Source organism: Shewanella gelidii (assembly GCF_014647855.1).
Taxonomy (GTDB): Bacteria; Pseudomonadota; Gammaproteobacteria; order Enterobacterales; family Shewanellaceae; genus Shewanella; species Shewanella gelidii.
The window spans coordinates 607,854-621,787 of record NZ_BMPZ01000002.1; the positions used below are offsets into that span (position 1 = coordinate 607,854).

Genomic DNA, 13,934 nt, shown 5'->3' on the forward strand with positions numbered 1-13,934 from the left:
AAAGAGCACTGTGGCAATAGCGGACACATATTGTAATTATGGAATCCTTGGTCAACGACGAAGCGGTCTCATTTAAACTGCTTGCCTTTAATCAATCCATTTTAGCGTTTGACTGGCAAAGCGGTTAGCTTGCCCTAGTCGTATCGCTGAGCGATGACGCATTTGGTAAAGAACTTGATAGCAGAGCGGCACTAAGTACAGACTCGTTAGTGTTGAAAAGCTAAGACCGCCAATAATTGCAATTGCCATCGGGCCATATGGAGGTCCACCGCCGCCAATTTGTGTATCGCCTAAGGCCAGCGGTATGAGCCCTAGAACCGTTGTACTAACAGTCATGAGTACGGGGCGTAAGCGTGTAATACACACTTGGCTAATCACCTGAGGAAGGGCGCTTAGTTCGGGTGTTTTCTGATTAATCTGATCCACTAATACAATGCCGTTATTCACGACAATCCCCATCAGGATCAAAATGCCGATCATCGACATTACTCCCATTGGCGTGCCAGTAAAGAGAAGCGCCCAAAATACGCCGGTGATCGAAAACAAGATCGAAGTAATGATGGCGCTGGGTAAAATAAGAGATTCAAATAGAGCTGCCATGACGATGTAAATCATCGCAACAGCTAGAATCATATTGGTTGCCATAATCGCTTGATCTTCATCTTGGCGCTGAAAGCCACCGCGTAAGCTGTAGTCATACCCGGCAGGGAAGTTGACAGTTTCCATGACTTGTTTGATAGCGTCTTGAGCCTCTTCTGTGGTCATGTCCTCGAGATTTGCACCGATAGATAAGGCGGTTTGTCGGTCGTAATGCCTAATGGTATCAAATCTGGGTTGAATAATGACTTGAGCTAGACTTTCAAGCGTGTAGACCTTGTTATCGATGCGAACCACTGGCAATTGTTTTAATTTTTCTAATGAATTTTGCCAAGACGACTCAAATATCATTTCAATACGTAATTCACCGTTAGGATCATGTCTGAATGAGCGTAATGGCGAGCCCCGTAAGGCCATAGAAATACTAGAAGCGACTTCATTGAGTGGTAAATCGAGTCTAGCTGCAAGTTCGCGATCAATTTGGATCAATACCTCTTGTTGCGACCCACTAATCTCAGAACGAACATCTTGCAGCCCTTTAATCGCCGCGAGCTGCGGAATAACCTGTTCACTCAACGAAATTAATTTACTTGTCGAGCGCCCTGTTAATGTAATTCGTATTCCCGTATTTTCATTTCCCCAGCCAAATTGAGGTTTAGCGATAGAAAGTTTAGGAAACCCTTCACGTATCGTTTTCTTTAGTTCGGCAACCGGCATGGGTAAGTCTTGCTTGAGAATAACGGTCGACGTTGCACGATCAGGAGCGTAGTAGCTATAAACCGAATCAATATGAAATGCAGCCTTGTTGGCATAAAGGTATTCTTCCATTCGATTTACCATCGCTTCAGTAACCGCCAAAGTGTGGCGTCCTTCAACTTGATAGTTAATATACATACGCTCCTTGCTTTGGCTATCTTGTTGATCTTGAGTCACCATACTTAAAGGTAAAGCCGTCGAACTCAGCAAAATCACTGCGATAAACCCAGACCATTTGGGGTGGGCCAGCACCCAATTGAGACTTTTTTGATAACGCTCTTTCAAGCGGCTTGATTGCGCCTGAGGCTTGAGCTGTAAATCCATTTTGCTCAGCATTAACGGGATGAGTGTTTTTGCCACTAAAAGTGAAGCTGCCAACGAGATACAGATTGATATTGCCACGTGCTCAAGGAAAATCGTTAACTCTACTTTTACGCCAAATATATTGGGTAAAAATACAATTGCAGTCGTCAAGGTTCCGGCGACAACAGCCAATGCGACTTTGTCCACGCCACGAAGAATGGCGGCATCGCCGTCTTCGGTCGATTGTTGTGGTGCTTTTTGCTTTTGTTGCATGACGCTTTCCGTCACGACCACTGCATTGTCAATCAACATACCGATGGCGAGTAGTAGCCCCATCATTGAGAGAATATTCAGGCTGTATCCGAGTAAATACATTGCAGCAAGCGTCATCCCAATCGAAATGGGCACTGAAGATACCACCACTAAGGTCATCTTGATGTTGCGTAAAAATAGATAAAGCACTACGAAAGAGAGCAGGGCTCCAATACTTCCTGCTGTTAGCAGATCTGTGAGTGACGATTTAACGCCATAGGCTTGATCTTCCATGACGAACAGCTTGATGCCATTAAATTGTTTGTCTTGTTTCGCTTGTTCAATAACTTTCAATACACGATCCGATACCGCAACAAGGTTGGCACCAGACTCTTTAAAAACATCTAAGCCCACGGCATAATTTTGGTCCAAATGTCGACCGTCAAAGCGATCTGGCAGTGCATATTGAACCTTAGCGATGTCTCCTACATGAACCCCAGGCGCGATAACCAGTGACTCTATATCTGTTAAATTCCTAAACTCTCCTTTGGGTGATATTTGAAGCACCCGATTATCCGCTCGAAGTATTCCTGCACTGGTAATGAAATTTTCCTGTAGTAGTCTTCTTTGTAATTGCTGAGGCGACACACCACTTGCCGAGAGTTTGTTGGCATTGATTCGGATTTCAATTTGTTTTTGCTCAACGCCATATAAACGCACTTGTGATACACCAGCAACACGCTCTAAAGGCCGCTTTAATTGCTTATCGAGTAAATCAAATGCACCTGATAATTCACGCTCACTAGAAATTCGTACCGTGAGCACCGGCATATCAGCTGTAGAGAATTGGCGAATAAAAATTCGCTCAACATCACGAGGGAGCAAGTGACTGACTGCATCGACTTTCTCGCGAGCTTCGAGACTTTTAGTGGCGACGTTTTCTCCCCACTTCATTCTCAATTCAATTTCAGCCCCATCCTGCGAAGAGCGTGAACGTAGCTCTTCAATTCCGCCCATCGTTGCTAAAGACTCTTCAAGAACTTTGGTGATGTCTCGTTCCACCTCAGCTGGTGTTGAACCTTTATAGGGCACCTCAACGACGACCTGTGGGATATCAATGCCAGGAAACATCTCAAGTGGTAAGAGGCGCGTAGATACTAAACCAAATAGTAAAATGGCGAAGAAAAACATGCTGGTGGTGACAGGCCTTTGGATTGCAAGTTTTGTTATATTCATCCTTGCTCTCCTTGTTGCAGGCTGTCGTTGATTTTCAGCTCGTTATCCTGATTTTGTTGAAACTGTTTTTTGTCAAAAATCGCGTAGAGTGCCGGAATGACCACGAGGGTGAGTACAGTGGCAAAGCTCAGTCCAAAGATGACTGTGATTGCCATGGGCGCACGAATTTCTGCGCCATCGCCCATGCCCAAAGCCATAGGTAATAAGCCTATGGTCGTCGTTAATGTGGTCATAACAATAGGGCGTAAACGAGAGTGGGCAGCCAGTGTGATAGCTTCAAGCTTGGGTTTGCCGGTGGAGCGAAGTTGGTTTATACGGTCAACCAACACAATCGCATTATTAACCACAATACCGGCAAGCATGATCAAGCCGATAAATACCACCACACTCAAATGGGTTTGCGTGACAAACAACCCAAGAACACTACCGCCGACAGCCATTGGTACGGCGATTAATATGATGAGTGGGTGAAGTAACGATTCAAATTGACTGGCCATTACCAGATAAACTAGGAATACGGCCAATACTAATGCGATTTGAAGTGATTCAAATGAATGTTCCATTTCTTCATTTTGACCACCAAATCTTGTTTGAATTGAACTTGGGATTGTTTGTGCAGATAAAATATCCTGCGCTTCAGCGACGGCTTCGCTTAAGTCACCGTAGGCGAGATTTGCCGAAACAATCGCTACTCTTTGCTGGCTAATTCGATTGATTGCCGAAGGCCCAAGTTTAAGGCTCACCGTTGCGACAGCGCTTAAAGGTATGGGGTGGCTGCTATTGGGGTTGATGATCATTGCGTCAATGTCAGCGATTTGATCTCGCTCACTGGCTTCACTGCGGACGAGAATGTCTACTTTACGATCTCGAACTGTAAATTGGCTCGCTACGGTGCCGCCTACTCTTTGTGCAATGCGATTTGCAACAGTCGGCGCGTCCATACCTAGTGCGGCAAGGCGAGCATGATCAAATCGAATGCTGAGCTCTGGCTGGCCGTCACGTAGACTCGTATTAATATCTGCAAAGCGGCTTGAGGTACCAAGTGCGGTAACAAAGCGATCTGCGGTTGTTTTCAGTTGATCAAGTTCATAACCAGAAAGCTCTATTTCCAGTGGTGTTTTAAAGCTAAATAACTCAGGGTGTTGTATTTTTGCTTCTAGGGCAGGAATTTTTCGAGCGGTTTGCCTTAATACTTGAGTGACCTCTTCAAACGCTTGATGATCGGCAAGTACAACTTGCAGTCGCCCCCAGTTTTCTCCGCCTCGAGCTGTATCTGACGTCATCAGACCTCCGCTACCAGCTTGGCTGTACGCATGCTTGACGTCTTCACGACCAACGATTGACTGCGCAAGTGTCTGTAAGGTGTTATCTGTTGTTGCAACTTCAGTTCCAGGTGGCAAAAGCACTTCCATATAAAACTCTCCTTGGTTCATTGGAGGAATTAACTCCATACCGAGGCGAGGAATGAGGCTTGCTGAGGCGGTGGTGACTATCAGCGCAATCGCTAACGTGACAAATTTTGCTTGTAGGGCAACATGTAATAATCGACGGTAAAGTCGCTCCAATAAGCGGTAGCACCAGTTGAAAGCATTACTGACAGGACGCATTACGAGACCAATCAACCAAGAAAAAAAGCGGGTGAGGGTAATCGTTAGAGTGAGCAATGCACTCGGTAAATAATTGAAGACCAGCAAAAACGGAAAGCTAAAGACAGTGGCACTATAATGCTTTATTTTTTGCAGTTTAGTTTCAGGCTTCGGTTTACTGATTTTGTCGACCATCTCAGGCAGAGATTGGAACCCTTGTCGAGAAGCGAGCATGGGGATGCTCGTTAATGCAACGAGTAAGGATGCGATGAGGGCAAAAGTGACCGTTAACGCTTGATCTGAAAACAATGCGCCAGCAATACCATCAACAAAAACTAAAGGCACAAACACCGCGAGGGTCGTTAGTGTTGAAGCAAATATTGCCCCAGAGACTTCTTTGGTGCCTTGAACCGCCGCTTCCATTTTACTCATTCCAAGCGCTTTACAACGGTCAATATTCTCAAGCACAACAATGGCATTATCCACCAATAGTCCGACCGCAAGGGCAATACCACCAAGCGACATAATATTGAGGCTAATATTTGCAAAGTACATCATATTGAACGTTGCAATAACTGAAAAAGGAATGGAAATAGAAATAATTAGAGTGGGAATAATATCTTTCAGGAACAAATAGATAACTAGCATTGAAAGTAAGCTACCAATGAGCGCTGCTATGGTTACTTCATGAACTGCACTTTCAATAAATTCCGATTGGTCATAGATGACCGCGAGCGCTGTCGCTTTTTGATGTGTCGAAATTTTCTCTAGTTCAGCATTGACCTTACGTGCGACTGCTACAGTATTTGCATCGCCTTCTTTATAGATTGCGAGCTCAATCGACTCCTGACCGGCAATTCGGGTGATATCACTTCGTTCTTTGTGCGCGTCAATGATTTCTGCGACTTCAAACAAGCGTACTAAGGTTTGTTCATCCCGGTAGACGACCAGCTGGCCAAGCTCTTCTAATGTATTGAATTGGTTTAAGGTTCTAACGAGGTACTCTTTGTCACCTTGAATGACTTTACCCGCGGATAAATTAATGTTTTCTGCTGCAATGCGATTTTTGATTAATTCCGCATTGAGATTTAGCTGGGCGAGCTTCTCTTGATCTAATTGAATGTGAACTTCTTGCTCAAGACCACCTGATAATCGAACCGCAGCGACTCCGGACAATGATTCTAGCTGGCGCTTTAGTTCTTCTTCTGCATAGGTCCGCATCTGTTTCAGATCTGCATTGCTTGCTTCGGGCATGGAAAGTGCCATACGGACAATGGGATCAAGATTGGGGTTAAATCGAAGTAATAATGGCTTTTTCACATCAAGTGGTAACTCAATTGTATCGAGTTTTTCCCTGACATCGAGGCTGGCCATATCCATGTCTGTGCCCCATTCAAACTCAAGCACGACATCTGACATCCCTGAACGAGAAATCGAACTGATTTGACGTAAACCTTTGACGATGCCCGCTGCTTCTTCAATGGGTTTGGATACCAATTGCTCTACTTCTATCGGTGCTGCGCCTATGTATTGGGTACGGATCGTCATTGTTGGGTAGCTTAGGTCTGGCAGTAGTTTTACTGCTAAACGCGAGAAGCCAACCATGCCAAATAACATAATGGCAAACATAAACATCCATACAGTGACCGGTCGCTTGACCGAAGTCTGAATTATCGACATATCTGGCTCCTACTGCTTTACTGTAGAAGCAACGTCTAGGGCATCAATCACTTCAACAAGTGATTGATCTTTAAGATTCTGGTGACCGCGGATAACGATTTGCTCACCGGAGCTGATGCCACTAATAATTTCTACGGTATCCGCTTCACGATATCCCAGCTGAACTTCTCGACGATCAGCATTTTTCCCGTTGATGACATAAAGTGCATGATGGTTGTCTTGATTGACAATTGCGTTGTACGGCACTGTGATGACATTTTTATGAGTATCATATTTGAGCTCTACTCGAGTAAACATACCGGCTTTGAGCTTGGCTTGCTGATTGGGAACCGCAAGCGTAACTTTAAATGTGCCGCTTTGGGCATCGACTATTGGGCTAATTCGAGCAACGTGCGCTTGAACTGGTGCGTCTTGTGTCGATTGACTGTTGGTGAATATATGCGCTTGCTGGCCAAGTTTAAGGCTATTGAGTTGTTGCTCGGGTAAGTGAACAATGCCATGCAATTGGTCTTGGTTGACGATGTAAAACAGTTCTTCAAACTCTTTTGCCATATTGCCAGTTTTGATGTGACGCATGGCAACGATACCTTCGATTGGTGAGCGCACCATGCTCTCTTGCACTTGCAGCGCTGCTAAATCTCGTTTTGCCGTCGCAGCTTGCAAGTTAAACTCGAGCTTGGCCATTGCATCGGCACTAATAAACTCGCGGTTATTCATCTTTTGCAGTCTTTCAAGTTCTTGTTGAATTATTTTTACTTCGGCTTGAGAGCGGTCTAAATCATAGCGCTGTCGCTTTGAATCAATAATTGCCAGAAGTTGGCCTTGCTTTACACGATCGCCTTCTTCTACTTGGATGGATTCGATGAGCCCTGAAATTCGAGAGACAACGTTTGCTTCTTGCGGAGCCTCTAAGGTTGCAGTAGTGCTATAAAAAGAAGATACGTCCCCCTGAATGACGCGTGTGGTTTCGACGGGAACTGCATATTTCTCTTCTTCTTTTGCTATTTCTTCATTCTCGCAGGCGGTTAAAGCGGCAACGAACAGAACAGGAAGTATAAATTTTACTTTTTGCAGGGAATCCATGTGATTGGTACCTATTTTTTGTTTTCTCATTGCAGCGGTATTTGCAGTAAACATGCCAATCACGCATATTGTTTAAATACAACAGCTTATGCAGTCTTGTGCGAAATGAAGTTGAGGGGCTGTTACAATTGTAGTGAAAAAGTACAACTTTTGATGAAAAACGCTAACAGGAAACGAACCTCTTGATGCCGATTTGGGTTGTGGTGCGGAGATTGTTGAAAAGCTATTTGATGGGCGATGAAAAGCGATTGTTGTGCTATTTCCTGTCGACGGACATTAAAGTTTGAAAGTTTTCTACTTCCTAAGCTCGTTTCTATCATGGCTACTTGAGGTCGCATATGACAATAGAGATTGAAACTTAGACTAGATCAACGTGGCTTTCCAAAGAAAGTGTGACAACAAAGCTCGAAACCCACTGCTGGATATTAACGTTTTAGAATGAAGAATCTACAGCCACAATTCATATTATCATTCGCAATAAATATCCTTATAAGGCTGATTTAGAAATCACTGAGAAATGGGTAGTTCATAGTGCTGTTGGGTGATCTGAATAAGTAGATTGCCTCAGTCAATCCTATAGTACATATAAAAAATGACCGATCCTGCGATTTGAGGTTTTAGTTTTTGGAATGAGTGTAATGTTTCAACTCCCAGATGGCCTCTTGACCATATTTTTTAACCATCCTCTCTAGAAAATCTGGCTCAATAAACTCAGCATGAGCCAGATGGCCTTTGAGCTTAAATATCTCTTCATTGGAAAGCTTTTGTAGGGTAAAACTATGTATAGAAGCTGATAGATTACGCTTTGCTTCTCTGCCTACACTTAATTTTCCTTCGTTTGTTAATGTTACCCCGGTTACATGTCTATTGTGCGCTTTAGAGGATAGTACGGTCTTTCTAAGGTTTACTTTAATTTGGCCATCATATAGCGAATTGAGTGTATTCCTAACTTTTGTAGGGAACTTCAAAAGTACATCTTTCTTATTGGTCGAAAAAGTAAGATCATCTGCATATCGGGTATAGTTGATACCTATAGAATTACAGTAACGGCTAATGTCCTCATCAAACTTGTAGAGAATAAAATTCGACACAAGTGGTGAGCTCGGTGCCCCTATACTTAGAACTAATTTTGTTGCTCTTCGGCGTTTCCAGAAAAGGAATCCTTCGAGCAATTCGATATCAAGATCCGAAAAATCAATACCATGTCGACGGCATTCTTTGAAAAATAATGAAGGATTTATGCTAGGAAAAAAGTCCTTCAAATCCATTTTGAGCAAGTATTTAGAGTTAGCATGTGGTAGAGCATTGTCTTTTATGCTTAGACCTTTAGTGTATGCTTTGGCTGCACTATGGATAGGTAATCTTTCAGATAGTTGTTTAACAATAACTCTTTGGAAGAATTTTAGCTCTTTTGATGGATGTGCAATTATTCTACGCTCTTCGGAATTACGTTTAGGAATGGAATAAACCTTGTAGCGATAAGGAGAGCTGGCTGCAAAAGAAATTATTTCTTCATCATCCATGAAAATTAGGCTTGCAAGTAATTCAGATAGATTCATTTTTCTTCACCCTTAAGAATCTTCTGTATTTCAGCCGCTGCTGCTATTCTTTTTCGAGAAGATCCATCATGTACATCATTCACGTATGACATTTTCAAAGCCATCACCAATTTTTTTTCATCAAATGCAGTTGAATGTTTAGTTACTCCAAACTTAACCCTTGGATTTTTCCTATCTAAAGGGTAGTAAAACTTGTATCCGCCGTATTCATATGTATTTAAATAATTTAATCGGTTAAGAAGGTACAATAGTCTGGTTATTTTAGCCTTGTCTTCATCAAGTTCAAGTGATGCTAATGCAAGCTCAATTTCCGTCAACAATACGGGATATGAGAGGCGGACGATTTCTAATAGTAATAAAGCAACATGGCCTGAATTTTTTCTGCTAAATGTCGGGTGTTTAGGAAGTGTATTTCGCTTTTCCAACAAAGTACCGCATAAGTCTTGCAAGTGGATGTCAGGGTAAATTGGAGTTTGATCATTTGGCCATGGGTATATTGCTACTGAAGATGGCTCTCTACTCCGAATGTGATCTAAAGGACCAAGATAGATGAACGAGTCCTCCTGTTCGGTTTCTTCTCTTGGTGCTACGACTAGAAGTTTTTTGTAAAAATTAGGTTTAGTGCAGAACATGCCAAGCTCAACTAGTGAACCAGGGCTTTCCAAGAATATAACAACAACTGAAGCTAGTTGAGCGATATCGTCCTCGAATGTAAGTAAATCATTGTAAGCATGCTCCCTAAAATAATCTTTAAAGTTTTCAGCTAATACAATTTCACTTTCAACGTCTGGGTGCTCAGAGGCTAATTTATCTATTAATCGTTGACGAAAGCTCGGGGGAACGACTTCCTTTACGTCGATTCGTCCACCGCATACAAAAATTCGATGGTCGGGGTAATTGACCTTGAACTTTGTGGCATCAAAAGCTTCGAATACTTCAATAACTGCATTTTCAAACTTCTTGCTCACTGCGGTTTGTTCCCTCAAAAAAGCTATAGACGGGCACAGTGTGCCCGTCTATACACGGTTTACTCTTTACTCAGAGGCTAGCGTTAGAACTTTCTCTGACGCTCCTGAGGTACGAAGGATCGTCAGAAAAGTTCTAACGCAACCCTAAATACACTCAATAAGTTAGTGTCTAGCGAATCGCCCGACAAGGTTGAATTGGTATTCTACCCAAACGCTAAAGAGTAATCGGATTATAGGTGGAATTATCTGGTGTAACAAGTGATTAAGCTACAAAGAACAAGTTCACTTGAGGTTGAATCGCCATTAATTTTCTTGGCACCTTTTCATTAGTAAAAATATCTTTTGAAGTGGCGTTTTCAAACTCATTTTGGGACAAAAATTTGTCAGTGCGAAAAGCCACTACAAAAGACATCGATAAATTTCGATCTTTAATGTCATCGTTTAAGACTTTAATGTCATAGCTTAAGGCTTTGTTGTCCAACGACATTTCTAGGCAATCATTGCTACATTGATGATTGCTCAAAGATGTTGAGTTGATGTTGGATCTTGGCTCGTGCACCTATGGAAACCCAGTGCCCCCACTTGAACAATATTATGATGGTTGGGAGCACATGAGCTATCTTTCGCAGGTCAATCTAGCTGGGTAAGAAGTCGATTGCCCAGATCGTGGTCATTGTGGCCACTTTTTCTTTGGGAAAGCGAATTGATCTTAAGACCAGTGTCAGTTGTCGCTCCAATTTCTTGTGATTGAGTTCACTGGACTTAATTTTTACTCGGCTTGTTGTGCCATTGGGCTGAATTTCAATTTCAAATAGAACTTTTCCTTTCAAGAATGGGTCTTTACGTAAAGCGCGATTATAGAGTGCGTAGAGACGTGCTTTGTTGGCTTCTAAAGTTCTGCGAATCGCGGCTTCAGAGCGTTGACCAGCAGACGAGGCAAGACTACGCTTTTCTGCAATAGCACCTTGGCTCGCAATGACTTCCTCTTTGGCTAGACGTACCTGTTGTGTATTATTGGTACTAAGAGCGTCTGAGGTGACGGTTTGTGTCACGTTTGCCTGAGATATGCCGTCACTTTGTTTATTGGCCGCAGCAGCGATTAATTTACGTTTTACTTTTACTTCCTTTGCCTGTGTTTGTTTAAGTTGTGATTGGGCTGCCGGTTTGATATCAAATGCTTCTCGCATTGAAAACAACTCGTCTTTCATCGCAGCAAGTCCTGATGTTTTTGCTACTTCTCTTGCAGTTTCTCGCGTCATTTTTGGTGGCGTGATTGGTTGCTCTTGTTTCACCTCTTCGACGATTTCTGGTTCCTTTTTCAATTCAGGCTCAGGAACCGGTTCTTCTTTTGGCTTTTCTGGCGGAGGCAGCCGCTTTTCTTGCAGCATGACTTTAGCAAGCTGAGGTGGGACTTGTTCTTTTATCTCGCGAGGAATAACAGCTTGTTCAAGTAAGGGAATGAGAATGGCAAAACCAAGGTAGATCAGTAGTAGAAGCATTAATATGCGCTTAAACAGTTTATCTTGTTTACTTGGCCTAAATAATTCTCCCATGTGGCTAAAGCCATGGTGTTGCCTCGTATTGGGAAGGGTCACAGTGCTCATCTGTTATCCCTCCGAATCGCTTGGCAAGGCTTGCTTTTCAACTGCGAGTGACATATCTCGGTATCCAGTTTGTGCGCAAGCGGCCATGATTTGCTTTAGCACTGCGTAGGGCACCGATGCATCACCAATAATCGTCACACCTCGGCCTTTGAGCTGTTCAGCTGCCGTGAGTTGTGGGCGTTTGCCGGCTTGATAGTTCAGTTCAGCCGTGAGCGCTTGAAAGAAGTCTGCGGACAAAAGTGCGCTCTCGGGGGCGTTGCGGTTTGTTACGTCTACTTTTTTGGATGGCGCAGCATCGTCTAGCATTACCGATTTACTTTGTTGCCATATGGCTCTTTCTTGAACCAAAATCGTTTGTTCAAGAACGGTGATGACAAGGTTTTCCACTGGCAGCTCATCGGCAACAGATACCGGAAGTTTTATTTTCTCAATATTTTGTAAAACACGAACTTCCGATTGGTTCACAATTAAAAAGAAAACCAAAATGGTAAAAATATCCATTAATGCGACTAAGTTGAGTTTGCCGCCAGCATTGAGCCGCTGATGATGTTTAACTCTGCGCTTTGCTCTAGATGATTGCTTCATTGCCGCGCTCCTTGGCCTTTTTGTCGCGGAGCCGCTTGCTTCGTGTCGTCTATTTGTGGTGTATCTTCAGGCGCATCGCCCAAAGAGATGATCGGAAATAGTTCTGCATCCACAAGGTTGGCTGCAACCACAGCTTTATAGGATCGAACGGTGTCCATTGCTGTCACAATTGTTTGGTAATTGACCGAAGCGTCGAGCAATAACAGGATGTCATTCTTTTCTATAGACTGCTGCTGAAACGTGAATTTCAGATCTTGCAAGTAGACAGAGAGGGCTGCAAAGTCATAGCCCTGTGCGTCAATGTCAAAACGTTTCAGGAGAATGCCTGCTGGATAATTGAGCTCAAAACGATCTTTAGTGATTAAAAGTTCAAGAATTTTGGGTTCTTCGTCAGTTTCGGCATTTTCAGTTTCGGCTTGCACTGGCAATTGCAAGTTTAAAATTCGCACTTGAGAGAAGACCAAACTAAGCAGTAGCACAGGTACCAAAACGATCATCAAATTCATGAATGATGTAATGTCGAGCTCTGCGTCTTGTTTTGGAGATAAGCGACGACGTCTCATAGTTATTCGCCTCGGCTAACGTCCGAATTCTTCTTAAATGATAAGGAGTTCAGCAGCTTAATACCTACCATTTCAATGGAGTCTACAATGGTTGCTGTTTTGGTTTGTAGCCCAGAGTGAAACAAAATGAGCGGTATTGCGGTAATCAAACCAAATGCTGTTGTATTCATCGCCACTGAGATACTAGAGGAAAGCAGGTTCGCTTTTTCTGCTGGATCTGCGCTAGCAACTGCGGAGAATGCCGCGATAAGTCCCATAATGGTTCCGAGTAGGCCGAGTAAAGTTGCTATGTTTGCCAATGTGGCAATAAAAGGCGTTCTCTTCTCGAGTCGCAACATGTACTCCATAATGGTTTCTTCCATTGCGTATTCAATATCTTCGCGACGGTTGGCATGTTGGGTGCGGGCAATGCCAGATTTTAAGACATCAAATACCGGCGCTTTGTGAGTTTGTGCATGCTTGAGAATCGTCTCAAGATCACCAGTTTTTAAGGCATCCTTGATGAGATCAAAAGCCTTTAGGTTGGTTCTATGGGCAGCACTAAGATAGAGCCAACGTTCAATAGTAATCGCGAGACCTACGACCAATACCAGTGCTATCGGGTAAATGAAAGGTCCGCCATTTTGTAAAAAAGCAATGATATGGTCGGTGAAGCTCATGGTGTATTCCTTTTTAAATTTGTTACCTGTCAAATCATTATGAGATTTAACCGGTGATCAATACGCTTATGTTTTTTTAGTGTTACCGCTTTGCCACAACAACACCTTTAAATTGTTGATGATAAAAAATTACTCTTTTACTTGTGCTTGTTGTTCATTAAATTCTGAGACTTGTTGTTGAAAGCTTTTTGGGTGGATCGGGCGAAAATCAGGTAATTGAACCTGCATTTCTTTGTCGCTCAGTGCAATCGGGTTCGTGATGCCTTGCCAAGGCATGATGTACAGCACTTTAGGTTGCTCCTGTGAACCTTTTACTTGGCTTTCAATGACAACGGGTTTCTTTGATTGACCACTGGAGTCCGTTTTTGCTTGTGCGTATATCGTGAGCGTCAACGACGACATCGTCATTAAAGTCATGGCTAGGATTTTCGCTGTTGCAATTGTGTTTTTTGAGCTGCAGCGGGGAGTAGCCGATGTGCATGCTTTATGCTGCTTGCGAGCAC

General features: G+C 43.2%; 11 protein-coding genes. All 11 read right to left on the minus strand.

All coding sequences use genetic code 11. The features are described 5' to 3' along the window. Positions 1-87: 87 nt before the first annotated feature. The 11 genes from IEY18_RS06195 to IEY18_RS06245 all read right to left on the minus strand — a co-directional run bounded on the left by IEY18_RS06195 (position 88) and on the right by IEY18_RS06245 (position 13,848). Entirely contained in the window at positions 88-3,144 is a 3,057-nt protein-coding gene (locus IEY18_RS06195) for an efflux RND transporter permease subunit (RefSeq protein WP_188918865.1), read from the minus strand. Beyond that, positions 3,141-6,410: an efflux RND transporter permease subunit gene (locus tag IEY18_RS06200; protein ID WP_188918867.1), complete on the minus strand. Its 3,270-nt coding sequence runs from the start codon at positions 6,408-6,410 to the stop codon at positions 3,141-3,143. Before IEY18_RS06200 ends, IEY18_RS06195 begins: the two co-directional genes overlap by 4 nt. 9 nt (positions 6,411-6,419) lie before the next feature. Then, a complete protein-coding gene (locus IEY18_RS06205) occupies positions 6,420-7,493 on the minus strand; it encodes an efflux RND transporter periplasmic adaptor subunit (protein ID WP_188918869.1) in 1,074 nt (357 codons plus the stop codon). A 617-nt stretch (positions 7,494-8,110) separates the two neighbouring features. After that, positions 8,111-9,052 (minus strand): retron St85 family RNA-directed DNA polymerase, encoded by a 942-nt coding sequence (locus tag IEY18_RS06210; RefSeq protein ID WP_188918870.1) that lies wholly within the window; start codon positions 9,050-9,052, stop codon positions 8,111-8,113. Further along, entirely contained in the window at positions 9,049-10,020 is a 972-nt protein-coding gene (locus IEY18_RS06215; protein WP_188918872.1) for a retron St85 family effector protein, read from the minus strand. Before IEY18_RS06215 ends, IEY18_RS06210 begins: the two co-directional genes overlap by 4 nt. A gap of 262 nt (positions 10,021-10,282) precedes the next feature. Next, complete coding sequence (locus IEY18_RS06220) at positions 10,283-10,501, minus strand: hypothetical protein (protein WP_188918874.1); 219 nt, start codon at positions 10,499-10,501, stop codon at positions 10,283-10,285. Between the two features lie 154 nt (positions 10,502-10,655). Continuing rightward, positions 10,656-11,624, minus strand: a complete 969-nt coding sequence (locus IEY18_RS06225; RefSeq protein ID WP_188918876.1) for an AgmX/PglI C-terminal domain-containing protein — start codon at positions 11,622-11,624, stop codon at positions 10,656-10,658. 3 nt (positions 11,625-11,627) lie between these two features. Then, complete coding sequence (locus IEY18_RS06230) at positions 11,628-12,209, minus strand: ExbD/TolR family protein (RefSeq protein ID WP_188918877.1); 582 nt, start codon at positions 12,207-12,209, stop codon at positions 11,628-11,630. After that, positions 12,206-12,772: a biopolymer transporter ExbD gene (locus tag IEY18_RS06235; protein WP_188918879.1), complete on the minus strand. Its 567-nt coding sequence runs from the start codon at positions 12,770-12,772 to the stop codon at positions 12,206-12,208. Before IEY18_RS06235 ends, IEY18_RS06230 begins: the two co-directional genes overlap by 4 nt. A 2-nt stretch (positions 12,773-12,774) precedes the next feature. Further along, positions 12,775-13,431, minus strand: coding sequence for a MotA/TolQ/ExbB proton channel family protein (locus tag IEY18_RS06240; protein WP_188918881.1), 657 nt, complete (start codon positions 13,429-13,431; stop codon positions 12,775-12,777). 129 nt (positions 13,432-13,560) lie between these two features. After that, the gene (locus IEY18_RS06245) at positions 13,561-13,848 is read right to left on the minus strand and encodes a hypothetical protein (protein WP_188918883.1); all 288 of its coding nucleotides are present in this window, start codon (positions 13,846-13,848) and stop codon (positions 13,561-13,563) included. Between the last annotated feature and the right edge of the window lie 86 nt (positions 13,849-13,934).